This window comes from Comamonas sp. 4034, from assembly GCF_050434545.1.
GTDB lineage: Bacteria > Pseudomonadota > Gammaproteobacteria > Burkholderiales > Burkholderiaceae_C > Comamonas > Comamonas odontotermitis.
The window spans coordinates 87079-112844 of the sequence record NZ_JBNDIT010000013.1; the positions used below are offsets into that span (position 1 = coordinate 87079).

Below are 25766 nucleotides of genomic sequence, written 5' to 3' on the forward strand. Positions count from 1 at the left end.
ACCCCTTCAGGAGCTCTGGATCATTCTTACACCGCTGCCGGATCGAAATCGAGCGTGTAGTTCTGCGGGCCGCGCGATGCGATCTTGAGCGCCCCCATGCGATTGCCCAATACCACGCAATCGTGCAAGGTGCGGCCGTTTTCCAGGCCCCACAGCAGCCCACCGCGCCAGGCATCGCCACAACCGGTGGGATCGACCACGGCCTTGGCCTGGGTGCCTGGCACATGGGTCTGCACGCCGTTTTCCCAAAGCGCGCAGCCTTCGGCTGCCAAGGTCACCATAAGCCCCTTGACCTGTTTGGAAATCTCTTCGAACGACAGCCCGGTACGGTCGCTCAGCATCTTGCCTTCGTAGTCATTCACCGTCACCCAGGTCGCCAGGCTGATGAAGTGGCGCAGCTCCTCGCCATTGAACATCGGCAGACCCTGACCAGGATCGAATACAAAAGGGATACCTGCGGCATGCAGTTGCTCGGCATGCTGCAGCATGGCATCGCGCCCATCAGGCGCCACGATGCCAATGGCTGCACCGCAATCCTTGGTGATCTGGTTTTGATGCGCCTGCATCATCGCCCCAGGGTGAAAGGCAGTGATCTGGTTGTTGTCCAGGTCGGTGGTGATCATGCATTGGGCGGTGTAGGTATCTTCCAGCTTCTTCACAAAGCGGGTATCGATACCCAGGTGTTGCATGTGCGCCAGATAACCATCGCCATCATCGCCCAGCATGGCCATGGGCAGCGGCTTGCCACCCAGTAGTTGCAGGGCGTAGGCAATATTGCCGGCGCAGCCGCCAAAGTCGCGGCGCAAGGTGGGCACCAGGAACGATACGTTCAGAATGTGGATCTGCTCGGGCATGATCTGGTCGGCAAAGCGGCCATCAAAGGTCATGATGTTGTCAAACGCAAGCGAACCGCAAATCAGCGAGGCCATGTAAATCCAATCCTTTTCAATCAAACAAATAGGTAGCGCACGGAGCGTGCACACAGGTCGTGCGCGCAGGTGTCGTTTTCAGGGGTAGAAGGCCTGCACACGGTAACCTACCACTTCCTGGCCGCGATCCGCCACCCCGAGGGCGACCACTCCCGTCCATTCACCATGGGCGGGCAACTGTGCGGGGGCCTGCAGATCTGCAACGCTCAGCACGCGGCGCAGCACCAGCTTTTCTGCGGCATCGTTCAGGCTCAGCTCCAGCGCCGGCATGGCCACGGCATGGTCTGCCGCGTTGCGCAGCACCACGGTCAGCCTGAACTGGCCGGGGCCCATCGGATTGAAGGTGGTGCTGTCAATGGAGACACTTTGCAACTGGCGCGGCAGCCCAATCTGGCAACCCGCCGTCTGGCAGATTTTCTCCAGCGCCGGACGCCATTGTGGATACAGCATGGCCAGACGATCGCGTTGCGCGATCCCTACCTGGATCAGCAACACCGCCAAGAGCAGTACCGCGCACAGGCCGGACACTGCCAGAACCCACGGCTGCCCCCAAAAGGCCCGGCGTTTAGCGTCACGAACAAAACCCGGCTCTGCCTGAGCGTCAGAAGCGGGCACTGCCACCGCGTCCATCTCAGCCACAAAATTGGGGGCGGCCACCAAAGAGGGCTCCACCTTTGCAGACGTCACCAGACGGTCCGCCATTTCAGGGGCGGCGGACAGCAGTGCCTCGCCACCGTGCGCAGAACCGGAAGAATGCAGATCTGGTTCTTTCGCGTCCTTTGCAGGGGCAATCCGTATTTCATCGGCAGTATCGGGTACTGCTTTCTCTTGGGACGTCACCGGTGCAGGTGACGCATCCACTCTGGCAGGGGCAGGCGCAGGTTGCGACACGGCTCTGCCAGGGTCGATGCCAGCGTCCTGCAAGGCCACAACCTTGGTTTCCGTACGCGACCTCTGCTCCGCAATGGCCTCCATCAACCGGCTTTCACGCGCTTGCAACTCCGCCAGATCGTCCTGAGCGGAAAAGCCCACCGGGCCTTGGCGCAGGGCATCGGGGCGCTGACCGGCAGGACTCCATTCGCTCTCCAACGCGGGGGCAAGCTCGACAACCGACGATGCAACCACAGCAGCCTTGCCAGTTCCTACAGCCGCAGGCGCCGCAACAACGGCTTTTGCGGCCTCTGCCGAACCATCGTCCTCGTACGCGGACATCCACGACGAATCGACATAGCCCGATTCGCCAAAATTACCCCGGCGTGGAAACACCAGCACGGACAGTTCAGGCGCATTGGCATGCGGGTCGACGGCCATCGAGTTGCCGGTGACCAGTACGGCTGCATCCTGGCTTGCGACAGCATCCGCTGGCCTGACTGGAGCCGTGGACTGCCATCCTGGCGCGACTAAGGCAGCGCGCGCGGTGGTCTCCGGAAGGGGTGCAGCAGCCCCAGATTGTGCGGAGAAGCCAGCAGTCGACGATGCCACGGGAGCGCCTGCAGTTGTCGGCGCTGCATCAGTCGATGCAGCCGGTGCCTCCGGCCGTTGCACCAGATGGGTGAGTGCATCGAACACCGATTTGCATTTGCCGCAGCGTACCCAGCCATCGGAGATGCGCAATTGGTCATCCACGACCTTGAATCGTGTCTGGCATTGGGGGCAACGCGTAATCTGGCTCATCGCTGTTGATTGTAGAAGCAGAAGCTCAGGCGCCTGCAGGCGGTGTTGCACCTTCGCCATGGCGATGCGCGGTCATCAGCACCCATCCGTCTTCGGTGTCGGCCACCTCCAGTTGCAGATAAGGTGCGTAGGCTTCCTTCAATTCGTCGGTCTGACGTTCCAGGATGCCTGCCAGCACCAGATCTCCGCCTTCGGCGACATGGCCGCACAGCAATGGAGCCAGCACCTTGAGGGGCGTTGCCAGGATGTTGGCGAGCACCGTGCGGTACTCGCCCTGCGCAGCATCGGGCAGGCCTGCACGCAGTTTGACATTGTTCGCCTGCGCGTTGTACTCGGTCGACTCCACGGCTGCGGTATCGATGTCCACCGCATCGATATCAGTCGCCCCAAACTTGGCAGCGCCAATAGCCAGGATGCCGGAGCCGCAGCCGTAGTCCAGCACACGACCGAAATCATGACCGGCATCTCCATGGCGGGCAATCCAGCGCAGGCACATGCGGGTGGTGGGGTGGGTGCCGGTTCCAAAGGCAAGGCCCGGATCGAGGCGGATGCTGCGCGTGGCTGCAGCGGGCAACTCATGCCAGGTCGGCACGATCCAGAATTGGGGGGTGATGTCGACCGGCGCAAACTGCGACTGCGTCAGACGCACCCAATCCTGCTGCGCCACCTCGCGCACCCCCAGCACGGCGCAGCCTTCAAAGAAATCCTGCAGTTGCAACAGTTTCTGCGCTTCGTCTGCGGCCGCGCGTTCCTGAAACAGCGCCACGATACGGCTACGCTGCCAGCCCTCCTTGGGCGGCGGCATGCCGGGTTCACCAAACAGCGCCTGTTCGGCATCGGTCTGCGCGTCGGCATCTTCCACCGATACGCTGAGCGCATCGAGTGCGTCCAGCGCATCGCTCACGCTCTCCACCCGGTCTTCCGGGCACATCAGGCACAGTTCGTACATGGCAAGATTCCTTAAAGCAAAAAGCTGGCATTCCCTAGGAAATGCCAGCATGCATGACTATCGATTTCAGAGCTGCCTGTGCATACCTTATCAAGCATTCAAGTTGTTTTCAACTGCAAGTGCTTCTGGGGTGCACGCCAACAGCCATATTTTTAGCGCTTGCGCGCCGCAAGCCACTCTTCCAGGTAATGGATATTGGTGCCGCCAGCGTTGAACTTGGCGTCCACCATCAGCTCCGAGTGCAGCGGAATATTGGTGGAGATACCCTCCACCGCCGTCTCCAACAATGCAGTGCGCATGCGGGCAATGGCTTGTTCGCGCGTATCGCCATAGACGATCAGCTTGCCGATCATCGAGTCGTAGTTGGGCGGCACGAAGTAGTTGGCATACACATGCGAATCCACGCGCACGCCTGGGCCACCAGGCATGTGCCAGGTGGTGACGCGGCCGGGCGAGGGGATGAACTTGTAAGGGTCTTCCGCATTGATGCGACATTCGATCGCGTGACCACGCATCTGGCCATTGATCTGGCGCTGCGTGAACGGCAGCTTCTCGCCAGCCGCCACCATGATCTGCGTCTTGACGATATCCACGCCCGTGATCCACTCGGTGACCGGGTGTTCCACCTGCACGCGGGTGTTCATCTCGATGAAGTAGAACTCGCCGTTCTCATACAGGAACTCGAAGGTACCCGCACCGCGGTAGCCGATCTTCTTGCAGGCGGCCACGCAACGCTCACCGATCTTTTCGATCAGGCGGCGTGGAATGCCTGGTGCAGGCGCTTCCTCGATCACCTTCTGGTGGCGGCGCTGCATGGAGCAGTCGCGCTCGCCCAGATACACGGCGTTCTTGAACTTGTCGGCCAGGATCTGGATTTCAATGTGACGCGGGTTCTGCAGGTACTTTTCCATGTACACGGCAGGATTGCCGAAGGCGGCACCGGCTTCTGCCTTGGTCATCTGCACTGCATTGACCAGCGCGGCCTCCGTGTGGACCACACGCATGCCGCGGCCACCGCCGCCACCTGCTGCCTTGATGATGACCGGATAGCCAATCGCCTTGGCAATGCGGCGAATCAATGCAGGATCATCCGGCAGTTCGCCATCCGACCCCGGCACGCAGGGCACACCTGCCTTGATCATGGCCTGCTTGGCCGAGACCTTGTCGCCCATGATACGGATCGACTCGGGCGTGGGACCGATGAACTGGAAGCCGCTCTTCTCCACGCGTTCGGCAAAGTCGGCGTTCTCGGACAGAAAGCCATAGCCCGGGTGAATCGCTTCGGCATCCGTCACTTCTGCCGCCGAGATGATGGCAGGCATGTTCAGGTAGCTTTGGGGCGAAGGCGCCGGGCCAATGCAGACCGCTTCGTCAGCCAGCTTCACGTATTTGGCATCACGGTCCGCTTCGGAGTAGACCATCACCGCCTTGATGCCCAGCTCGCGGCATGCACGCTGCACACGCAACGCGATCTCGCCGCGGTTGGCAACCAGGATCTTTTTAAACATGCGGGGCCTTATCCAATAATGAACAGGGGCTGGCCAAACTCTACGGCCTGGCCGTTTTCACCCAGGATCTGCGTGACCGTACCGGACTTGTCGGCTTCGATCTCGTTGAGAATCTTCATGGCTTCAATGATGCACAGCGTGTCGCCTTCCTTGACCTGGCTGCCGATTTCGACAAAAGCCTTGGCGCCAGGGGCGGACGAGCGATAGAACGTGCCAACCATTGGCGACTTGACCGTATGGCCCTGAGCAACGGCAGGTGCAGCGGCTGCTTCGGCAACTGGCGCAGCAGGCACAGCGGCGGCAGGGGCTGCAACAGCCGGCATCACAGGGGCAGCCATGATTTGCTGCACCACGGCACCACCACCCTTCACAATGCGGACCTTGCCTTCTGCTTCGGTGATTTCCAACTCCGACACATTCGACTCAGACACGAGATCGATCAGGGTTTTCAGTTTGCGTAAATCCATGGGAGCTCCAACGGCTAAAAATTCAAACAGGGCGCAAATTTACTCGAAATTCGCCCTATTCATTTCAAAATCTCTGATTTTCGAACTACGACAGCACTGTCGCACACAGCAGGCATCACTTACAGACTTGCCCAATTTTGCAAGTCAGATGCCAGAAGTTGCCCCATTTTACGATGTTGAACGCGACTGTGCTTGTCATAAATCACTGAAAACGGCAGGCCCCCTGCAGAATTGCCCAGATCGCGGCTGAGGGCGGTACCCTGCATGCCGGCAATGGCAATGGGGAAAGTGAGCGGCAGGCGCTGCAGAAAACGGGCAACCGCCTCTTCCTTGTCCACCGCCAGACCCAGCACTGTCCAGCCCTTGGCGCGTTGCGCCTGGTAAAACTGGTCCAGCATGGGCAGCTCTTCCACACAGGGCGGGCACCAAGTCGCCCAAAAGTTCAGCAGCAGCGGCTTTCCTTTGAACGCCGCCATCTCAATGGCAGGCTGCCCCGCAAGGCCCGGAAACGTCTGGCTCCAGATGGCTTCGTTCGCCCCAGGTGCCATCTCGCCCACGCTATGGCGCCACCATGCCCAACCTGCGCCGGCAGCAACAGCACCAGTTGCAACTGCACCGGTCAGCCAGCGTCGACGCATCGGGGACGGCGGAATTGAAAGAGGAGAATCTGTATCTGTACGCATGGCACTCTTTCAGTCTTTCGCTGACACAGGCTCAGCCAGCAGGCGGCGCACCGCGTCCACCGAGCCGCGAAGTACGCGGCCACTGGCATCGGGCTTCAGGGCGCCGCGCAAGTCGTCGGCATCATAAATCAGGTAGTGCACACCCACCGCCTCGCCCAAGGGTTTGCACAGGCTGCTGATGGACAGGGCATCCACCTGCTCGCCGTGAAAACCATTCACCGACGAGACGTCGTAACGCACATCACGGTCAATCAGCGCAATCTCCGCTGATTTGGAGTCATCACAGAAGAGCTGTATATAAATATCGGACAGCCGTGTCGCCGTGCCGTTCCAGACTGCACCCGTCAGATACGGGCGAAACGCCTCCATGCGCTCCATCCACAGCAGTGCCCATTCCCGCAGCGCACGCAGTTCGGCAGGCTGCGTATCTGCACAAAAAAGCGTGATGTATTCACGCACTGCCGCTTCCAGCAAGTCGTTGTCAGGTAAGGCGGTACGGGAGGGCAGGCCCAGTTGCTTGACGGCCCGCTTCTTGGCCGGGCCCCACTCCAGGCCTTCCTCCACCACCATGCGTGCGGCGGTGTTGGCAATTTCCCAAGTCACTTCACTATTCATAGCGCCCCATTGTGACGGATTTGCCGCAACAGGCGGAATTTGCTTGTTTTGCTTGCAATTGCAGCGCAGGGATTGTCTCTGCCACCAGCCGTGCAACCTTAGAATCAGTCTCCATGCACATTCATATCTTGGGTATTTGCGGCACCTTCATGGGTGGTGTGGCAGCTTTGGCGCGCGAAGCCGGTCACAAAGTCACGGGTTGCGATGCGGGCGTGTATCCGCCCATGAGTGATCAGTTGCGTGCCCTGGGCATTGAACTGATCGAGGGCTACAGCCCCGACCAGATGGCGCTGAAGCCTGACATGTATGTGATCGGCAATGTGGTCAGCCGCGTGCGCCTGCCCGACGGCTCTCCCAAATATCCGCTGATGGAAGCGATTCTGGATGCTGGCGCGCCCTACATCAGCGGCCCGCAGTGGCTGGCGGAGAACGTTTTGCAAGGCCGCCATGTGCTGGCCGTGGCGGGCACGCATGGCAAGACCACCACAACGTCGATGCTCACCTGGATTCTGGAAGCAGCCGGTCTGCAGCCCGGGTTTCTGGTGGGCGGCGTGCCGCTGGATTTTGGCGTCTCCGCCCGCCTGGGCGCGGCAGAGCGCCCAGGCACGGGAGACAAGCGCCCGCTGTTCGTCATTGAAGCCGATGAGTACGACACCGCCTTTTTCGACAAGCGCAGCAAGTTTGTACACTACCGCCCGCGCACGGCTGTGCTCAACAATCTGGAGTTCGACCATGCCGACATCTTTGATGATCTGGCGGCCATTGAGCGCCAATTCCACCACCTGGTGCGTACGGTGCCTGCTTCCGGCCGCATCGTGGCCAATGGCGTGGAAGAGAGCCTGACGCGCGTCTTGCACCAGGGTTGCTGGAGCGAAGTGGTGCGCTTTGGCGCAGCTGTGGATGACTTCCGCGCCGAAGGCGACCCGTCGGCCTTTGATGTGCTCTACAAAGATGAGCGTGTAGCCCGCGTGGAGTGGTCGCTTTCGGGCGTTCATAACCAGATGAATGCTCTGGCCGCCATCGCTGCGGCCCAGCATGTGGGGGTGACGCCAGCGGTGGCCGCGCAGGCCCTGTCCCGGTTCCAGAACGTCAAGCGCCGCATGGAACTGCGCGGCACGGTGCAGGATATCGCCGTCTATGACGATTTTGCCCACCACCCCACCGCCATCCGCACTACGCTCGATGGCCTTCGAAAGCAAGTGGGTGCTGGCAAACGCATCCTGGCCGTGTTCGAGCCACGCAGCAACACCATGAAGCTGGGTGCCATGAAGGCGCAGCTGCCCTGGTCGCTGGAGTCCGCCGATCTGGCGTTCTGCCATACCGCTGGTCTGGATTGGGACGCCGCCCAGGCACTGGCCCCCATGGGCACCCGCGCGCATACCGCGAGCAATGTGGAAGACCTTGTCACCCAGGTGGTGCATGCAGCGCGCCCAGGGGACGTAGTGGTGTGCATGAGCAATGGCGGCTTCGGCGGCATCCATGACAAGCTGCTGAAGGCCTTGGTGCAGCCACGCTGAACTACAAAAAACATAGCTATCAGCGCCCTCCCGCTGGCCGCCATCGGCAGTTTTCATAAACAAAAGCGAGACCGAAGTCTCGCTTTTGTTGCATGGCCGCTTGCCCAGTCAGAAGCTCACGGTCATGGCTTTCGTATTGACCAGCACGGTGGGCCTTCCAACAGCACCCACACTGGCCTTGGCAAACTGGGCCAGCCATTCTGGATCGCCCAGCAGCGTTGCACCAGCAGCTTGAGCCACGACAACGATCTTGTCCGCAATCAACACCTTGCCGCTGGCACGCAGCGGCTCGCAATCCATGCGGATGAACTCCTGATCCAGCCAGCGGCGCCCCTCCTCATTGGACATGGCCTCTGCACTGTCAAAATCGTGGAAAAACTCCGCGCCGCCATCCAGCAGCACCCGTACTTCGTTGCGCATGAAAAATTCCTGCTTGGTGATTGAGGAAGGCTGCGCGCCTGCGGCAGTACAGCCCTAAGAACGTGTCTGCGATCTCTACCCAGCAGCGTTGGAGATCGTAAACACGTTCTAAAGCCGCCAGCTTACACGGTTGCGACGCTGGCTTCCTCGGTGTTTGCGCGCACGCGGCGTGCCTTGACGGCATTGGACAGCTCCGCCAGGCTGGCCAGCGAATCGTCCCAGCCCAGGCAGGCATCGGTGATGCTCTTGCCGTACTCCAGCGCCGCGGGGTCGTTCTTGCCCGGGGTGAACTTCTGGGCACCGGCTTGCAGATGGCTCTCGATCATTACACCGAACACGCTGCGCGAGCCGCTTTCGATTTGCTGAGCGATATCGTGCGCGACATCCTTCTGCTTTTCATGCTGCTTGCTGCTGTTGGCATGGCTGCAGTCGATCATCAGGGTGGCGGGCAAATGTGCGGCCTCCAGGTCCTTGCACGCTGCGGCAACGTGGGCGGCATCGTAGTTCGGGGTCTTGCCACCGCGCAGAATGACGTGGCAGTTGGCGTTGCCCTTGGTGTGCACAATGGCTACCTGGCCATTCTTGTGCACCGACAGGAAATGGTGCGGGCGACTGGCCGACTGGATGGCATCGGTCGCAATACGGATATTGCCATCGGTGCCGTTCTTGAAGCCCACGGGCGCCGAGATGCCCGAAGCCAGCTCGCGGTGCACCTGGCTCTCGGTGGTGCGCGCGCCAATGGCACCCCAGCTGATCAGGTCGCCAATGTACTGGGGCGAGATCATGTCGAGGAATTCGCTGCCCGCAGGCACCCCTTGGCGGTTGATTTCAATCAACAACTGGCGTGCGATGCGCAGGCCTTCGTCAATGCGGTAGCTTTCGTCGAGGTAAGGGTCGTTGATCAGCCCCTTCCAGCCCACTGTGGTGCGGGGCTTTTCGAAGTAGACGCGCATCACGATCTCCAGCGTGTCTTCGTACTCCTTGCGCACGGCTTTCAGTCGGCGTGCGTACTCCAGCGCGGCCTGTGGATCGTGGATGGAACAAGGCCCGATGATGACCAGCAGACGGTCGTCGTCGCCGGACATGATGTTGTGGATGTTCTGGCGGGTATTGTTGATCAATGCTTCCACGGGCGTTCCGTGGATCGGGAAGAAGCGGATCAGATGCTCTGGAGGCGGCAGCACGGTGATGTCCTTGATACGTTGGTCGTCGGTTTGGCTGGTTTTCTCGACACCGCGATACCAAGCATCGCTTGCGGGGTGGGCTTGCTGAGTCATCTGACGTTCCTAAAGTTGTGGGGGTGTATGCAACAAAAAACCGCCGGGCTTTGCAGCTTCGGCGGTTGTCTGGGAGGTTTAGGTGCTCGCGCGCTTATGCCTCTCGTCCGCCTGGGACCGAGAACCAAAAGTAAAAATAAAAAGCGCTACGTGCTTGCATGTTTTTCAATGTACCACATTCGTCTTCGTCTCGGGCACGCCATTTGTTGCAAACGCACAAAAACTGCACATAAATAGATTAATTTAGAAAATTTGCATTTTTTATTCAACGAATATCATATTTACGCAATAAATCATCAACTACAAATGCTGCAGTGCCGCATTTGAGGTGCAAAAAACAAACGCCTGCATGGCGGTTGTCATGCAGGCGTTGAAGGAAAGTGTCTGTCAGCGGGGGGATCAGGCGGTGCCTCCGACCGTCAGGCCGTCAATGCGCATGGTGGGCTGGCCCACCCCGACCGGCACGCTCTGGCCTTCCTTGCCGCAGGTGCCCACACCGCTGTCCAGGCGCATGTCGTTGCCGATCATGGTCACGTGCTTGAGACATTCAGGCCCACTGCCCACAATGGTGGCGCCCTTCACGGGGTACTGGATCTTGCCGTTTTCCACCCAGTAGGCTTCACTGGCCGAGAAGACGAACTTGCCGCTGGTGATGTCCACCTGCCCGCCTCCGAAATTGGTGGCATACAAACCCTTCTTGATGGACGCAATGATTTCCTGCGGGTCCTTGTCGCCGCTCAGCATGTAGGTGTTGGTCATGCGCGGCATGGGAATGTGCGCATAGCTTTCACGGCGGCCATTGCCCGTGGGCTTGACTTTCATCAAGCGAGCATTCATCGCATCCTGGATGTAGCCCTTCAAGATGCCATCCTCGATCAGCACATTGCGCTGGGTGGGCTGGCCCTCGTCATCCACATTCAGCGATCCGCGGCGGTCGGCAATGGTGCCATCGTCCAGCACCGTCACGCCCTTGGCCGCCACGCGCTGGCCGATCATGCCGCTGAAGGCACTGGAGCCCTTGCGGTTGAAGTCGCCTTCCAAACCATGGCCGACCGCCTCATGCAGCAGCACACCAGGCCAGCCCGGGCCCAGCACTACGGTCATCTCGCCAGCAGGCGCGGGGCGTGAATCGAGGTTGACCAACGCAGCTTTCACTGCTTCATCCACATATTGCTGGATCAGCGTGTCGTCAAAATAGGCCAAGCCGAAGCGGCCACCACCGCCGGCCGACCCGACTTCGCGGCGGTTCTTGCTCTCGGCAATCACGGTGACGGACAGGCGCACCAACGGGCGCACGTCGGCGGCCAGCGTGCCGTCGGCCCGGGCAATCAGCACCACATCGTGCTCGGCTGCCAAACCGGCCATCACCTGTTTGACGCGCGGGTCCTTGGCACGCGCCAGAGCTTCCACCTTTTCCAGCAGTTTCACCTTGGCGGTGCTGTCCAGGGTGGCGATCGGGTCCAGATCGGGGTAGAGCGAACGGCTGGGCGCGATCTTCCTGGCGGGCACACGCACCTGGCGGGACTGGTTGTGGGCGCCGATTGCGCGCACGGTATGGGCTGCATCGAGCAGCGAATCGAGCGAGATGTCGTCCGAATAGGCAAATGCGGTTTTCTCGCCCGCCACGGCACGCACGCCCACACCCTGGTCGATGGCAAACGATCCAGTTTTGACGATGCCCTCTTCCAGGCTCCAGCCTTCGGCACGGGTGTACTGGAAATACAAGTCCGCATCGTCAACCTTGTGGGCACGGATATCGGCCAGCGCACGCGCGAGGTGGCTGTCATCCAAGCCGAACGGCGCAAGCAGCAGGCTTCGCGCGATGTCCAAACGTTGTTCGGTGGAAGCCGTCAGCGGCTTGACCATGGCAAGATCAAAAGGTGCATTCATGGGATTGATTTTAGAGGCAGCGCAATGGCCGCCGCAGTCTGGTGTCATGCAGATGCGGCCAGTTCGCAATAAAAAACCGCAGTGCTCGTCAAAACACTGCGGTGCAGCTTGTCAGCCATGGCCTGAGGTCTGCCCTGATTGCTATCAAAAACAAAGTTCAGATTGAATCAGGAAGCGCACCCTGAGCCTATTTTCTTTCAGATGGCCTGGTCGTCAATCGTGGCTGTCGGCCCGTTGGACTTGACCGAGTCGATACCGCCATCACGCGCCTTCTCGCTGGAATACATCTGGCTTTGCCCGATGACCTGGCCATTGCCTGCCTTGAGCGTGAAGTACGGCGCACCATCCTTGCCCGTCAGGCGCTCATAGCGGCCATCGTCTGCGGCGTTCTTCTTCACCGACTCGATGCCATTGACCGCGCTGGCCTTGGCTTCATACATCTCGCTCGTCAGGATGATCTGCCCATTGGTGGCGAGCAGGTTGAAAAAGAACTTCCCGTTCTTGGACTTCTTCAGTTCAAACTTGGCAGCCATGCAAACTCCTTTTGAAGTGGAACACTGCCGTTGTACCAAGAAAAGGCACAGGAATCAAAGTCTTGGCGGCTGATCTTGCACTAGTTGACGTTGTGAGCGCGCCACCGACATCAGAATGCCCAGCGCCAGCCCCAGCGTCACCATGGCCGTTCCGCCATAGCTGACAAACGGCAGCGGCACTCCCACCACCGGCAGAATGCCGCTGACCATGCCCATATTGACAAAGGCGTAGGTGAAAAAGATCATCGCCACCGCACCCGCCATCAGGCGGCCAAACAAGGTGGGCGCTCGCATGGCGATCACCAGCCCGCGCCACACCAGCATCAGAAAGAAGAAGATCAAAAGCAGGTTGCCCGCGAGGCCAAACTCCTCGGAGAATGCGGCGAAGATGAAGTCGGTGGTGCGCTCGGGAATGAATTCCAGGTGGGTCTGCGTGCCTGCCATGAACCCCTTGCCCATGAAGCCGCCCGAGCCAATCGCGATCATGCCCTGGATGATGTGAAAGCCCTTGCCCAACGGGTCGCGCGTCGGGTCCAGCAAGGTACAAATACGCTGGCGCTGGTACTCGTGCAGCACCACCAGATCCATGCCGTCCTCGCACAGGTGGTGGCCGTATATTGCTATCAAAATAAGACCTACTGCCCCAATCAGCACTGGCGGCAGGATCAGTTTCCACGACAGGCCTGCGAAATAGATCACAGCCAGGCCCGATGCCATCACCAGGAGCGAGGTGCCCAGGTCAGGCTGCTTCATGATCAGCCCCACGGGAACCGCCAAGATAGCAAACGCCATCAGAAAGTCGGTCGCCCGCAATGCGCCTTCACGGCGCTGGAACCACCAGGCCAGCATCAACGGCATGGCAATCTTGAGCAGCTCGCTTGGCTGGATGACGATGCCGATGTTGACCCAGCGCTGCGCCCCTTTTTTGGTAATACCAAACAGCGCCACCGCCACCAGCAGCGCCACCCCCAGCCCATACAGGGGCAGCGCAAAGCTGGCCAGCCGGTGCGGCGGGATCTGCGACACCACCAGCAGAATGCCCAGTGCCAGCAGCATGTTGCGGCCGTGGTCGATAAAGCGCGTGCCGTGGTCGAACCCTGCGGAGTACATGGCTGTCAAGCCAATGGCAGCCAGCGCTCCAATGATGAATATCAGCGGCCAATCGTAGCCGCGCACCATTGGCAGCAGGCGCTGCAGCACATTCGGTTTGTCTAGAACTTCGGACATGGCCGCCATTATCGGCGTTGTCCGACATATGCCGCTGCAGGCCATTGATGAGTTCACTATCATTTTCCGCATGACTACCCATTTGCTCTACCTGCACGGCTTTCGCTCGTCACCCCAATCGGCAAAATCCCAACGCATGCAGCGCCATGTGGAAGGCCTGCGCCAGCACATCGTCTGGGCATCGCCACAGCTCCCCCCTTCGCCCAAGGAAGCGGCAGATGTCATGCTGCAAGCCACGCGCAACTGGGCGGGCCTGCCCGCACAGAGCCTGGCGGTCATTGGCTCATCGCTGGGCGGCTTCTACGCCAGCTGGATCGCCCGGCAACTGGGTTGCAAGAGCGTGATGATCAACCCGTCGACCACGCCCTGGATCACCCTGGAAAAACACCTGGGCGAGCAGACCGCATGGCACAACCCGCAGGAAAGCTTCTTCTTCCGCCCCGAATACCTGGATGAGCTCAAGGCCCTGGATGTGACGGGCGAGCCGCCCACCGCCCCGCAATTGCTGATTGCCGCCAAGGGCGACGAGGTGCTGGATTGGCGCGACATGGTGGCGCGCTACCCGGCGGCAGAGGTACTGCTGGAGGAAGGCGGCGACCATGCGCTCAGCAACTTTGACGACTATCTGCCCAAGATTGACCGGTTTTTGGGGTGGTAGCGTTTTTTTTCAATTTCCTGCGCTTGCAAGCCAGGGTTCGCTCCCGGCCATCGCATCAAAACTATCAATTTCATAGCTGCTCGCGCTTACCCATAAAGCACCAGCTACCAATTTGATACAAAAAATTCAAAAAACCCTGCAGTGTCGCCCCGTGGCCGCATGCCATGGGAAAATGCGCGCCTATGTATGCACTGTTTGACGACGCTGGCAAATTTCTGGCCGGCCGTATCCTCTCCGAAGCTGAAAGCTCTGCCCAGATTGAATTGGACTCCGGGAAACGGGTCAAGGTCAAAGCCGCGAATGTGCTTCTCAAATTCGACAAACCCGCGCCCGCCGAGCTGATTGCGCAGGCGCAGGCCCTGTCGGCGGACATCGACCCGCAGCTCGCCTGGGAGTTCGCCTCCGACGAGGAGTTCGGCTTTGCCGATCTGGCGCGCGACTATTTCTCCGAGAGCGCATCGACCATTGAGCAGGTGGCCGCGCTCTTCAAGCTGTTCGAGGCGCCGCACTACTTCCGCCGCGCAGGCAAGGGCCGCTTCAAGAAGGCGCCCGCCGAGATCGTGCAGCAGGCGCTGGCCGCCATCGAGAAGAAAAAACAGATCCAGGCCCAGATCGACGCCTGGGCGGAGGAGCTGGTAGCCGGCACCACGCCCGAGCCAGTGCAGCAACAGCTCTACAAGATTCTGTTCCGTCCGGACAAGAACGCGCCCGAGTACAAAGCCGTGGTGGAAGCCAGCCGCAAGGCGCAATTGGCCCCGCTTGCGCTGCTGCAGAAGGCCGGTGCCATCAATTCGTCCTACCAGTTCCACTGGCAGCGCTTCCTGTTCGACAACTTCCCCAAGGGCACGGGCTTTCCAGCGGTCACGGCGCCCCAGCCTCCCACTGATCTGCCGCTGGCCGACGTACAGGCCTATTCCATCGACGATTCGCAGACCACCGAAATCGACGATGCACTGTCGGTGCGTGGCCTGGGAACAGGCCAGGTGACGGTGGGCGTGCATATTGCCGCGCCCGGCCTCGCAATCGAGCCCGGCTCGGCGCTCGATCATCTGGGCCGCAACCGCTATTCCACGGTCTACATGCCTGGCTACAAGGTCACCATGCTGCCCGACGAGGTGGTGCAGATCTACACGCTGGACGAAGGTCGCGCCAATCCGGCCGTGTCGCTGTATGTCACCTACAACGAAGAGACGCTCGAAGTCATCGCCAAGGAAACCAAGCTGGAACGCGTGCCGGTGGTGGTCAACTTCCGCTACGACAAGCTCGACCACATTGCGACAGAAGAGTGGCTGACGGACAGCAGCTTGCAGGTAGAAAACACGCCTCAGCCCTTGCTGGACAAACGTGAAGAGCTCACATTTTTATACCGCCTCTCGCGTCACTTGAAGGCGGGTCGGGAAGTGGTGCGGGGCAAGCCGGAAAACTTCAACCGCCCCGACTACAACTTCCGCCTCGTCGGCAACGATGGTGCAGTGCCCACTGGCTCCGAGACGGTGGAGATCAGCGTGCGCAAGCGTGGCGCGCCACTCGACCTGATCGTGGCCGAGGCTGCCATCGTGGCCAACAGCAGCTGGGGTCAGTTGCTGGCCGACCATGGCGTGCCCGGCATCTACCGCAGCCAGGCGAGCCTGGCGCCCGGCGTCAAGGTGCGCATGTCCACCAAGGCGCTGCCGCACGCAGGCATTGGCGTCAAAAGCTATGTCTGGGCCACCTCACCGCTGCGCCGCTATACCGACCTGGTCAACCAGTGGCAGATCATTGCCTGCGCGCGCAACGGCGCAACGGCAGCGCTGGTGGCCCCGTTCAAGCCCAAGGATGCGGAGATGTTCTCCATCATCAGCGGGTTTGACGCCGCCTACAGTGCCTACAACGGCTACCAGGCAGGCATGGAGCGCTTCTGGACCCTGAAATACCTGGAACAGCACCAGATCAGTGAGCTAACTGCAACAGTCATGAAGGAAGGCGCCGCCGGCAGCATGATGGTGCGCGCAGATGCACTACCATTGGTGTTTCCGGTACTGGGCGCGCAGAATTTGCCGCGTGGCGCTCAGGTCCGGGTCAAACTGGGGGAGATCGACGAGATCACGCTCGATGTGACTGGAACCGTGCTGGAGAGACTGGACGATACCGGGGCCGAACAGGCCAGCGAGGACTCGCCAGAAGATGAGGAGGAGGCCGTAGCCGGGCCCATCGCGATTGCGGTGGACATGAGCGACGGCGAGGACGCGGCGACAACAAAAACCGATTAACCGGAACCGTGAAGTTTCTGCAATTTCTTCGTTCGCTTTCCACACTGCAGCTGGCGCTGCTGATCTCGGTTCTGGTGCACGCCGTGGTGCTCAGCATCCGCTTTGTCGACCCTGAAGCCTTCGACCGCGTGTTCGAGGACACGCCGCTGGAGGTGATCCTGGTCAATGCCAAGTCGGACGATGCCAAGCCTGACAAGGCCCAGGCCGTGGCTCAGGCCAATCTGGCAGGCGGCGGCGAGTCTGCCAACACCGCAGAGCGTGCCACCAGCCCCATGCCCTACTCGGCCATCACCAACATGGGCGATGACTTCGAGGAGCGCCAGCGCCAGATCGACGCCATGCAGACGCAGCAGATGCAATTGCTCGCCGACCTGCGCAACCAGCTGGCGCAGTACCGCCCGCCCGATACGCGCAAGGCCACTGCTTCGCAGTCCGACATGGAGCAGGAAGAAAAGCACAAACAGCTCCTGAAGATGCTGGCCGAGATCGAAAAGCGCATCCACGAGGAAAACGCCCGCCCCAAAAAGCGCTACATCAGCCCCGCCACCCGCGAAGAAGTGTTTGCGCTGTACTACGACGAACTGCGCCGCAAAGTGGAAGACCGCGGCACGGCCAACTTCCCCGAAGCCGGCGGCAAGAAGCTGTATGGCGAATTGATCATGATCATGACGGTGAACCACGACGGCCGCGTGCTGGGCACCGAGGTGTACAAGAGCTCGGGCAACCAGCAATTGGATCGCCGTGCCGAAGCCATTGCAGTCAGCAGTGGGCCATTTGGCCACTTCGGCCCGGCGCTGCGCGCCAAGGCCGACCAGATTGCCGTGGTCTCCAAATTCCGCTTCACCCGCGAGCAGACGCTGGAAACGGCCAATTTGCAGTAAAGTGGAGCAGATTTTCATGCAGCGGGCACCTTGGTGCCCGTTTTTCCACGCGCACCACCATGTCTACCGCCGACCGCTACTGCGTCATGGGCAACCCCATCGCCCACAGCCGCTCACCCCGCATCCACAGCCTGTTTGCCGAACTGACAGGCCAATCCCTGGTGTACGAGCGCGAGCTGGTGCCGCTGGATGCATTTGAAGCAACCCTGCGCCTCCTTGTGAACAGCGGCACGAGGGGCATGAACGTCACCGTTCCCTTCAAACTCGATGCCGCACGCCTGGCTGATACACGCAGCGACCGCGTGACGCTCTGTGGCGCCGCCAACACCCTGGTGGTGGGCACGGATGGCCGCATACACGCCGACAACACCGATGGCCTGGGTCTCGTCGCCGACATCACCCGCAATGCTGGCGTGGCCCTGCGCGGCCAGCGCGTGCTGCTGCTGGGCGCGGGCGGTGCTGCAGCCGGCGCACTGGCGCCGCTGCTGGAACAAGCACCGGCCCAACTGGTGGTGTGCAACCGCACGCACAGCAAGGCGCAAGACCTGGCGGAGCAACACACCCACATTGCAAAGCTATACAAAACAGAGCTATTGGCGCTTGACAGCAGTGTGCTGACAGGTGTTTTCGATGTCATCATCAACGCCACTGCCAGCAGCATGCAGGGCGCGGCCATCCCGGTGCCACCCCATGTGCTGCGTGCCGGCACGCTGGTGTACGACATGATGTACGGCCCTGCTGCCGAGCCATTCCTGCAATGGGCGGCACAGCACGGTGCAACCGGGCGCGACGGCCTGGGCATGCTGGTGGAACAGGCTGCTGAAGCCTTCTGGCTGTGGCGGGGCGTGCGTCCGCCATCGCAGCCTGTGCTGGCACAGGTGCGTGCCGAACTGGCGCCGCATTGAGCGCACTGATACTGTCATGAAGAGCATCGCACGCTGGTTGGGTTGGGCACTGCTGGTGGCACTGGGCCTGCAGCTGTTCTTTGTAGGTCGCATAGCGCTGATGGCATCCATCGACCCCGCATCCACCGCGTTCGAGCGCAGTGAGGCCTGGCGTCAGGTACGGCACGAAGGCCATCTGCGGTGGAGCCAGCAGTGGATGCCCTACAACCGCATCTCCGACCATTTGAAGCGCGCCGTCATTGCTTCCGAAGACGACGATTTTGCGAACCACGACGGTGTGCAGTGGGATGCGATTGAAAAAGCCCGCGCACGCAACGCCCGGGCCGTGGAACGTGCAGAGCAGCAGCAGGAGCAGGCCGTTGCCCGTGCGGAGGCCCAGGCCAAAAAACGCGGCGAAGCCTTTGACCCGAGCACAGTGCCCACGCGGCCGGTCAAGCTCATGGGCGGCTCCACCATCACCCAGCAACTGGCCAAGAACCTGCTACTCTCCTCCGAGCGCAGCCTGCTGCGCAAAGGGCAGGAACTGGCCCTTACCTACATGCTGGAGTACCTGCTGCCCAAGCAGCGCATTCTGGAGCTGTATTTGAACCACGCCGAATGGGGCAATGGCATCTTTGGCGCCGAGGCTGCTGCGCAGCACTACTTTGGCAAATCGGCAGCGCAACTAGCGCCACACGAGGCAGCGCGCCTGGCCATCATGCTGCCTAACCCCAAAGGGGCAGAGAAAAATCCGCAAACCGCTTACTTGAACCGCCGTACCGCCACGATCACCGCACGCATGCGCTATGCTGAACTGCCATGAGGGCCTGCTCTCGTTTTAAGCAGAACTGGCCTCCAGCGCAGAACTACCCTGCGCATACAGCTATCGTTTCCATTGCATGAGAATTATTGGTATCGACCCCGGCTTGCAGACCACCGGCTTTGGCGTGATCGACGTCAACGGCCAGCGCCTGTCCTATGTGGCCAGCGGCACCATCCGCACCACCACACTGGACCTCGGTGACCTGCCCGGTCGGCTGAAGATGATTTTTGACGGCATCTCGGAAGTCTGCCAGCGCTACGAGCCCGATATGGCCTCGGTTGAAATCGTCTTTGTCAACGTCAATCCGCAATCGACCCTGCTGTTGGGCCAGGCGCGCGGCTGCGCGCTGACGGCTCTGGTGTCGCAAAATCTGCCGGTGGCCGAGTACACCGCACTGCAGATGAAAAAGGCCGTGGTGGGCCATGGCCGCGCCGCCAAGAACCAGATCCAGGAAATGGTCCGTCGCCTGCTGCAGTTGCCGGGCCTGCCCGGCACCGATGCCGCTGATGCGTTGGGCATGGCGATCACCCATGCACATGCAGGCCTGGCCATGGCCCGCATGTCCGAAGCGAGCCCGCTGCAGCGCAAGCAGCACGCCATGTACAAGGCAGGCCGCAGCTACTGAAAATCGAAGCCGGAGTGCTCTTTCGCGGCACCGCGAGCCTCGATCCGACTGCACGGGCTTCACCGATTCATTGGCTTGCTCTGCAAGCGATGGTTTGCAATACCAATGCTTGCGGATCGGCTGGGCAAAAAAAAACCTGTGCACTTCGTAGGCGCACAGGTCTGGCCGGCTGCAGGACTCCTCATGCGTGGATCCGGGCACCCCGTGAAGCAGTGCTCGGCATCAGGTGCAGCCACCAAAGTAAGCTTTGGATGGGGTCAGCGCCCAAAGGTTCAACCCAGAGCGCGGACAAACCCCGAATTATGGCCGCATACAGACAGTATCAGTTCGCATTGAAGACAATATTGGCAATCAGCCCGGTACCGACGGCGATGAGCAGATAGTCACCTCCGTATTGAATCCATTGGTAACCTCTTGGCGGCGGCGCGAGGCGGTGCATTCGCCAGTCGCCCACCACATAGCTGTATCCACGATAGGGCGCGGGTACGTAGCCGCCGCGGTACCAGTCGTTGCGCGGACCCACGCCGCGCCCCCGATCGGGCACCACGACGACACGAGGGGGAGGACGGTGGTCATGCCGGTAGTCACGACGATGATCGTCATAGCGCCTGTCATGGCCACGATCACGGTCCCAATGGCGCTGCTGGCCGGGGGGGCCATAGCCATCAGGGCCACGGCCATTGGGCTGGGCTTGTGCTGGTGTACTCACGACCATGGCGCATGCCAGGGCAATGCCCAGGCTGCCTGCGATGGTGGAGATCGTGCTGCTCAGTTTCTTCATGACCTGTTTCCTTTCGAAAAACGAGGCGGTGCCGGGTTCACCCATTACCGCTGTGCATGACTCTTTAACGTGAGGCAGAGACCTGCGGTTTACCCCTCAGACCCAGGGTTACCCTCTGTATGCCTTGTGTAAAGAGCCACAGGAGCATCGAATCTGCCGCAAAAGCCCTGTACATGCCATTTCGGGGCAGCAGCAGGCGCCGAAAGCATGGGGCTGTTTACGGAATTTTTACCTTCAGACCATGCGGCCCACAAACAATACCGCAAAGAACGCCAGCGCCGCAATCACGGTCCACTTGATCAGCAGCACAGACCATTGGCGATACCGGTGCTGGCCGGTACCCAAATAGACACAGAAGCTGATGGCCGACATCAACACCAGCAGCATGAAGATCCAGCGGAACATCACCATGCCGCGGGCCTACCAGGCAAGTGCTGCCTGGGCAAAGCCCTGAGGCGCTTCACGCACATGCTCGAAGGTGACGATATCCCAGGCATCGCGCTGCTGCATCAACTCGCGCAGCAGCAGGTTGTTGAGCCCGTGGCCGGAGCGGAAGGCACTGTAGGCCGCCAGCAGCGGGTAGCCCACGATATACAGATCGCCCATGGCGTCCAGAATTTTGTGCTTGACGAACTCATCGTCATAGCGCAGCCCATCGCTGTTGAGGACTTTGTAATCGTCCATCACGATGGCGTTGTCCAGACCGCCGCCCAGTGCCAGGCCATTGGAGCGCAGCATTTCCACATCTTTGGTGAAGCCGAAAGTACGCGCACGGGCGATGTCGCGGGTGTAGTTGCCAGCACCCAGATCGAACTCGAACATCTGGCCGGTCGAGTCCACAGCCGGATGCGCAAAATCGATCTCGAAGCGCAGCTTGTAGCCATGGTAGGGATCCAGTCGGGCCCACTTGAGATTGTTGCCCTCGCCCTGCCGGATCTCCACCAGCTTGAGCAGGCGCAGAAAACGCTTGGGCGCGTTCTGCAACTCGATGCCCGCGCTTTGCAGCAGAAAAACGAACGAGGCGGACGAGCCATCGAGGATCGGTATTTCCTCAGCCGTCACATCGATGTACAGGTTGTCGATGCCCAGGCCAGCGCAAGCGGACATCACATGCTCCACCGTGTGGATACGCACATCGCCCTTGCCCAGGGTCGAGGCCATGCGGGTGTCCACCACCGCGTCCGCATTCACTGGAATATCCACCGGCTCGGGCAGATCGACACGGCGAAACACGATGCCGGTATTGGCCTGCGCGGGACGCAGGGTCAACTCCACACGCTGGCCGCTGTGCAAGCCCACGCCTACGGCGCGGGTCAGGGATTTGATGGTACGTTGCTGAAGCATAACCTGTTGATTTTACGCCGTGCCAGCCTGTGAGACTGCACAAAATACCAATCGCCCGGATAGCGAAGGTCTGTTGCCCATTTGCTTGCAGATTTTGCCAATCTGTGTGCAAAGCAGATGCGGAGAGATCGCAGACACGTGCCAGGCACATCTCTGAGAACGCGCTGACGATCTCTATGCAGCCGCGTTGGAGTGCCATCGGGATGAGTTCGAGGGGCCAGCGCGAGGAGATCGTCAACACGTTCTAATAACAACGCGCTGACAACCCCAAAGGTTGCAGCGCGTTGCAGTTTGATTCATCCATGTGCCCCGGGCAATGGATGGGGCCTTTACACCACTCAGTCTGCCTGCTTGCGCAGGAAGGCAGGGATTTCCAGATCTTCCATGCCGCTCGACGACATGGCGTCAACACGAGCCGAAGCCGCGTTGCGCCCGGTGCGCCAGACCGATGGGGTCTTCTTGTCGGCAAAGTCGTTCGCAAAGCCGGTGCCCATGGGCATGGCGGTTTGCGCGGCCAGGCCAGTCACTGGTGCGTTCACCGATTGTGGTGTGTAGGCAATGTCGTCCGTGCCCGTGCGCAGGCCGGCGCTGCCCTGAATCACCGAGATGGGCTGGCGCTTGGCCACAGGGCGCGACAGGCCGGTGGCCAGCACGGTCACACGGATCTCGTCACCCAGGGTTTCGTCGTAAGCTGCGCCGAAGATCACATGCGATTCAGGCGATGCGTAGGCATTGATCGTGCTCATGGCCTGGCGCGATTCGGCCAGCTTCAGGCTGCCCTTGGTCGCCGTCACCAGCACCAGAATGCCCTTGGCACCCGACAGGTCGATACCTTCCAGCAACGGGCATGCCACCGCTTGCTCTGCAGCAATGCGTGCACGGTCCGGGCCGCTGGCAGTGGCCGTGCCCATCATGGCCTTGCCTGGCTCGCTCATCACGGTCTTCACGTCGGCAAAGTCGACGTTGATGTAGCCGTGGTCGTTGATGATTTCGGAGATGCCGCCAACCGCATTCTTCAGCACGTCGTTGGCGTGCGCAAACGCCTGGTCCTGGGTGATGTCGTCACCCAGCACGTCCAACAGCTTCTCGTTGAGCACCACGATCAGCGAATCTACGTTGGCTTCCAGCTCGGTGAGGCCCCCATCGGCGTTGGACATGCGACGCTTGCCTTCCCACTCGAACGGCTTGGTCACCACGCCCACGGTGAGGATACCCATCTCCTTGGCTACGCGTGCGATCACTGGTGCAGCGCCCGTACCCGTGCCACCACCCATGCCTGCGGTGATGAAGAGCATGTGCGAGCCAGCGATAGCGGAGCGGATATCTTCGATGGCGGATTCGGCTGCCTCACGGCCGTTTTCAGGCTTGCTGCCAGCGCCCAGGCCGGTTTCACCCAACTGGATCACGCGATGGGCATGGCAGCGCTCCAATGCCTGCGCATCGGTGTTGGCCGAAATGAACTCGACACCCTGAACACTGTTGGCGATCATGTGCTCGACAGCGTTGCCGCCGCCGCCGCCCACGCCGATCACCTTGATCTGGGTGCCCTGGTTGAATGTGTTGCCTTCATACATTTCGATGGTCATTGCCTGCTCCTCTCGCTCGCGCGTCAACATGAAAAAATTGGGTTACGGATAATTCACTCTTTAATGAACAAATGGTTGCTGGTGGCCCTATCGGTCGCCAAGGGTCGTGAACCTTGGGCACTGAAGGGCTGCTTTGCGCCAGCCAACAAGTGCTGTCATGCATGGTTAAAAGTTCCCCACAATAAAGTCCTTCAAACGCCCAAAAGCCGATTTCACCGAACCGGTTTTCTGGGCCACCTTGTAGCCACGCATGCGTGCCATGCGGGCTTCTTCCAGCAGGCCCATGACGGTGGCAGCGCGAGGCTGGGCCACCATCTCGGCCAGAGTGCCGGAATACTTGGGAATGCCGCGGCGCACGGGCTTGAGGAAGATGTCCTCCCCCAACTCGACCATGCCCGGCATTACGGCGCTGCCGCCCGTCAGCACAATGCCCGACGACAGCACCTCCTCATAACCTGACTCGCGGATGACTTGCTGCACCAGCGAGAAAATCTCTTCCACACGCGGCTCGATCACACCGGCCAATGCCTGCTTGGACAACAGGCGCGGGCCGCGATCGCCCAGGCCCGGCACATCGACCTGCGTGTCCGGATCGGCCAACAGCTGCTTGGCACAGCCGCTCTCAACCTTGATGTCTTCCGCATCCTTGGTGGGCGTACGCAGCGCCATGGCGATATCGCTGGTGATCAGATCGCCGGCAATAGGGATCACCGCCGTGTGGCGAATGGCGCCACCAGTGAAGATCGACACATCGGTGGTGCCTGCACCGATGTCGACCACGGCAACGCCCAGCTCACGCTCGTCATCGGTCAACACGGCCTGGCTCGACGCCAGGGGATTCAGCAGCAGCTGCTCCACTTCCAGGCCACAGCGACGCACGCACTTGATGATGTTCTCGGCCGCACTTTGCGCGCCGGTCACGATATGGATCTTCGACTCCAGGCGCAGGCCGCTCATGCCGATGGGTTCGCGCACATCCTGGCCGTCAATCGCAAACTCCTGCGGCTCCACCAGCAGCAGGCGCTGGTCCGACGGAATATTGATGGCCTTGGCCGTATCCAGCACACGCGCCACATCGGCGGCCGACACTTCCTTGTCCTTGACTGCCACCATGCCGCTGGAATTGATGCCGCGGATGTGGCTGCCCGTGATGCCGGTGTAGACGCGCTGGATGTTCAGGTCGGCCATCAGCTCGGCCTCCTTCAAAGCCTGCTGAATGCTTTGCACCGTGGCATCGATATTCACCACCACACCGCGCTTCAAACCATTGCTGGGCGCCACGCCCAGCCCGGCCAGCTTCAGCTCACCATTGCCCAGCACTTCAGCCACGACCACCATGACTTTGGCCGTGCCGATATCAAGGCCTACCACTACATCTTTGCTGTCTCGTGCCATGGTCAGTTGCCCTCGATGATTGGGTGATTGGTATGGTTCATGTTTCGCATCTCTGAATGTTCTACTTTTTGGGTGCAGGTCTGACCGCCGAGGTTGAGCCCGTGCTCACACCCTGCATGCGAACGGCATAACCGCCAGCATGGCGCAGGTCGGCAGACGTCAGCGAAGCAACGCTCCGCTTGTACATGCCCGTCACCTCCGGCAGGGACTCGGCAAACTTGCTCACACGCTGGCGCACTTCTGTTTCTGTGCCTTGGCCCATCTCTATCACCGCACCCGATTGCAAGGTAGCCTTCCAGCTGCCGCTGCTGCTTTCGTCCAGCGCAACCAGCGGGTTGTCGAGCTTGGCGTAGATCGGGGCAAGTGCCCGGAACATGCCCAGCACCTCCATCGACCTGCCAGCGCGGCCAGACAGGTGAGGCAGGTTGTGCAGATCCGGGTCTGTGGAATCTCCTTCAAACATCTGGCCATCGCTGTTGAGCAGGCGCGATTCGCCCTCTGCTCCCCAGACGGCCGCCGCATCCTGTTCGGTGATCGTGACCGACAGGGTGTGCGGAAACTCGCGCCGCACCTGAGCCTGACGCACCCACGGCGCCTGCTCGAAAATCTTGCGTGTCTCGTCCAGATCCATGGTGAAGAAGTTGCCCTTGAGCGCTGGCATCACATTGGCCTGCAACGAAACGGCACTGTTGTGTTCCATCTCGCCTTGCACCACGATGCGGGCAATGCTGAGCGCAGGGTGGTGGATGGCCCAGCGCGCACCGGCTGCCAGCACCATGGCGCCGCAACCCACGAACAATGCCGTTGCCAGCATGTTCATGAGCCTGACGTCAAAGGGGACTGGCATGGTC

General features: G+C 60.7%; 25 protein-coding genes. 7 read left to right on the forward strand and 18 right to left on the reverse strand.

Annotation, left to right across the window (positions count from 1 at the left end):
- Nucleotides 1–26 precede the first annotated feature (26 nt).
- The 7 genes from ABIE32_RS14775 to ABIE32_RS14805 form a co-directional block, all read right to left on the reverse strand.
- A complete protein-coding gene (locus tag ABIE32_RS14775) occupies nucleotides 27–929 on the reverse strand; it encodes a carbohydrate kinase family protein (protein WP_429017316.1) in 903 nt (300 codons plus the stop codon).
- A 78-nt stretch (nucleotides 930–1007) separates the two neighbouring features.
- A complete protein-coding gene (locus ABIE32_RS14780; RefSeq protein WP_429017318.1) occupies nucleotides 1008–2603 on the reverse strand; it encodes a DUF3426 domain-containing protein in 1596 nt (531 codons plus the stop codon).
- A gap of 25 nt (nucleotides 2604–2628) precedes the next feature.
- On the reverse strand, nucleotides 2629–3552 hold the full coding sequence (prmA, locus tag ABIE32_RS14785; protein WP_429017320.1) for a 50S ribosomal protein L11 methyltransferase: 924 nt from the start codon (nucleotides 3550–3552) through the stop codon (nucleotides 2629–2631).
- A gap of 152 nt (nucleotides 3553–3704) precedes the next feature.
- Nucleotides 3705–5060 carry an acetyl-CoA carboxylase biotin carboxylase subunit gene (accC, locus tag ABIE32_RS14790; protein ID WP_224151294.1) on the reverse strand — a complete coding sequence of 452 codons (1356 nt, stop codon included), beginning with the start codon at nucleotides 5058–5060 and terminating at the stop codon, nucleotides 3705–3707.
- An 8-nt stretch (nucleotides 5061–5068) separates the two neighbouring features.
- Nucleotides 5069–5527, reverse strand: coding sequence for an acetyl-CoA carboxylase biotin carboxyl carrier protein (accB, locus tag ABIE32_RS14795; protein WP_429017323.1), 459 nt, complete (start codon nucleotides 5525–5527; stop codon nucleotides 5069–5071).
- 119 nt (nucleotides 5528–5646) lie between these two features.
- Nucleotides 5647–6165 carry a TlpA disulfide reductase family protein gene (locus ABIE32_RS14800; protein WP_429017325.1) on the reverse strand — a complete coding sequence of 173 codons (519 nt, stop codon included), beginning with the start codon at nucleotides 6163–6165 and terminating at the stop codon, nucleotides 5647–5649.
- Nucleotides 6166–6219: 54 nt separating this feature from the next.
- On the reverse strand, nucleotides 6220–6825 hold the full coding sequence (locus tag ABIE32_RS14805) for a hypothetical protein (protein WP_429017326.1): 606 nt from the start codon (nucleotides 6823–6825) through the stop codon (nucleotides 6220–6222).
- Nucleotides 6826–6938: 113 nt separating this feature from the next.
- Between ABIE32_RS14805 and mpl the strand changes: the two genes are divergently transcribed.
- Complete coding sequence (gene mpl / locus ABIE32_RS14810; RefSeq protein ID WP_429017328.1) at nucleotides 6939–8342, forward strand: UDP-N-acetylmuramate:L-alanyl-gamma-D-glutamyl-meso-diaminopimelate ligase; 1404 nt, start codon at nucleotides 6939–6941, stop codon at nucleotides 8340–8342.
- Between the two features lie 108 nt (nucleotides 8343–8450).
- On the opposite strand, the gene ABIE32_RS14815 is transcribed toward mpl, so the two are convergent.
- The 5 genes from ABIE32_RS14815 to rodA form a co-directional block, all read right to left on the reverse strand.
- Entirely contained in the window at nucleotides 8451–8762 is a 312-nt protein-coding gene (locus ABIE32_RS14815) for a hypothetical protein (protein WP_429017330.1), read from the reverse strand.
- Between the two features lie 122 nt (nucleotides 8763–8884).
- Entirely contained in the window at nucleotides 8885–10039 is a 1155-nt protein-coding gene (locus ABIE32_RS14820) for a 3-deoxy-7-phosphoheptulonate synthase (protein WP_224151287.1), read from the reverse strand.
- A 399-nt stretch (nucleotides 10040–10438) separates the two neighbouring features.
- The gene (gene tldD / locus ABIE32_RS14825; protein WP_429017379.1) at nucleotides 10439–11905 is read right to left on the reverse strand and encodes a metalloprotease TldD; all 1467 of its coding nucleotides are present in this window, start codon (nucleotides 11903–11905) and stop codon (nucleotides 10439–10441) included.
- A 221-nt stretch (nucleotides 11906–12126) separates the two neighbouring features.
- Nucleotides 12127–12462 carry a YegP family protein gene (locus ABIE32_RS14830; protein ID WP_429017332.1) on the reverse strand — a complete coding sequence of 112 codons (336 nt, stop codon included), beginning with the start codon at nucleotides 12460–12462 and terminating at the stop codon, nucleotides 12127–12129.
- A gap of 54 nt (nucleotides 12463–12516) precedes the next feature.
- The gene (gene rodA, locus ABIE32_RS14835) at nucleotides 12517–13689 is read right to left on the reverse strand and encodes a rod shape-determining protein RodA (RefSeq protein WP_224151285.1); all 1173 of its coding nucleotides are present in this window, start codon (nucleotides 13687–13689) and stop codon (nucleotides 12517–12519) included.
- 70 nt (nucleotides 13690–13759) lie between these two features.
- Here rodA and ABIE32_RS14840 point away from each other — a divergent pair, with 70 nt between their 5' ends.
- From ABIE32_RS14840 to ruvC, 6 genes are all read left to right on the forward strand, one after another.
- The gene (locus ABIE32_RS14840; protein ID WP_429017334.1) at nucleotides 13760–14347 is read left to right on the forward strand and encodes a YqiA/YcfP family alpha/beta fold hydrolase; all 588 of its coding nucleotides are present in this window, start codon (nucleotides 13760–13762) and stop codon (nucleotides 14345–14347) included.
- Nucleotides 14348–14529: 182 nt separating this feature from the next.
- Nucleotides 14530–16596 carry a ribonuclease catalytic domain-containing protein gene (locus tag ABIE32_RS14845; protein ID WP_429017335.1) on the forward strand — a complete coding sequence of 689 codons (2067 nt, stop codon included), beginning with the start codon at nucleotides 14530–14532 and terminating at the stop codon, nucleotides 16594–16596.
- Nucleotides 16597–16604: 8 nt separating this feature from the next.
- On the forward strand, nucleotides 16605–17477 hold the full coding sequence (locus ABIE32_RS14850) for an energy transducer TonB (RefSeq protein WP_224151281.1): 873 nt from the start codon (nucleotides 16605–16607) through the stop codon (nucleotides 17475–17477).
- Between the two features lie 59 nt (nucleotides 17478–17536).
- Nucleotides 17537–18382: a shikimate dehydrogenase gene (aroE, locus tag ABIE32_RS14855; protein ID WP_429017338.1), complete on the forward strand. Its 846-nt coding sequence runs from the start codon at nucleotides 17537–17539 to the stop codon at nucleotides 18380–18382.
- Between the two features lie 16 nt (nucleotides 18383–18398).
- Nucleotides 18399–19184, forward strand: coding sequence for a transglycosylase domain-containing protein (locus ABIE32_RS14860; protein WP_429017340.1), 786 nt, complete (start codon nucleotides 18399–18401; stop codon nucleotides 19182–19184).
- Between the two features lie 76 nt (nucleotides 19185–19260).
- A complete protein-coding gene (gene ruvC, locus ABIE32_RS14865; protein ID WP_429017342.1) occupies nucleotides 19261–19809 on the forward strand; it encodes a crossover junction endodeoxyribonuclease RuvC in 549 nt (182 codons plus the stop codon).
- 322 nt (nucleotides 19810–20131) lie between these two features.
- Here ruvC and ABIE32_RS14870 read toward each other — a convergent pair whose 3' ends face one another.
- The 6 genes from ABIE32_RS14870 to ABIE32_RS14895 all read right to left on the reverse strand — a co-directional run bounded on the left by ABIE32_RS14870 (nucleotide 20132) and on the right by ABIE32_RS14895 (nucleotide 25762).
- Complete coding sequence (locus tag ABIE32_RS14870; RefSeq protein WP_429017344.1) at nucleotides 20132–20590, reverse strand: RcnB family protein; 459 nt, start codon at nucleotides 20588–20590, stop codon at nucleotides 20132–20134.
- A 234-nt stretch (nucleotides 20591–20824) separates the two neighbouring features.
- Nucleotides 20825–21001, reverse strand: a complete 177-nt coding sequence (locus ABIE32_RS14875; RefSeq protein ID WP_224151277.1) for a hypothetical protein — start codon at nucleotides 20999–21001, stop codon at nucleotides 20825–20827.
- Nucleotides 21002–21010: 9 nt separating this feature from the next.
- Entirely contained in the window at nucleotides 21011–21934 is a 924-nt protein-coding gene (gene lpxC, locus ABIE32_RS14880; protein ID WP_429017346.1) for a UDP-3-O-acyl-N-acetylglucosamine deacetylase, read from the reverse strand.
- A 338-nt stretch (nucleotides 21935–22272) separates the two neighbouring features.
- A complete protein-coding gene (gene ftsZ / locus ABIE32_RS14885; protein WP_184706307.1) occupies nucleotides 22273–23520 on the reverse strand; it encodes a cell division protein FtsZ in 1248 nt (415 codons plus the stop codon).
- Nucleotides 23521–23685: 165 nt separating this feature from the next.
- A complete protein-coding gene (ftsA, locus tag ABIE32_RS14890; RefSeq protein ID WP_184706309.1) occupies nucleotides 23686–24915 on the reverse strand; it encodes a cell division protein FtsA in 1230 nt (409 codons plus the stop codon).
- Between the two features lie 61 nt (nucleotides 24916–24976).
- Complete coding sequence (locus tag ABIE32_RS14895; RefSeq protein WP_429017347.1) at nucleotides 24977–25762, reverse strand: cell division protein FtsQ/DivIB; 786 nt, start codon at nucleotides 25760–25762, stop codon at nucleotides 24977–24979.
- Nucleotides 25763–25766: the final 4 nt, after the last annotated feature.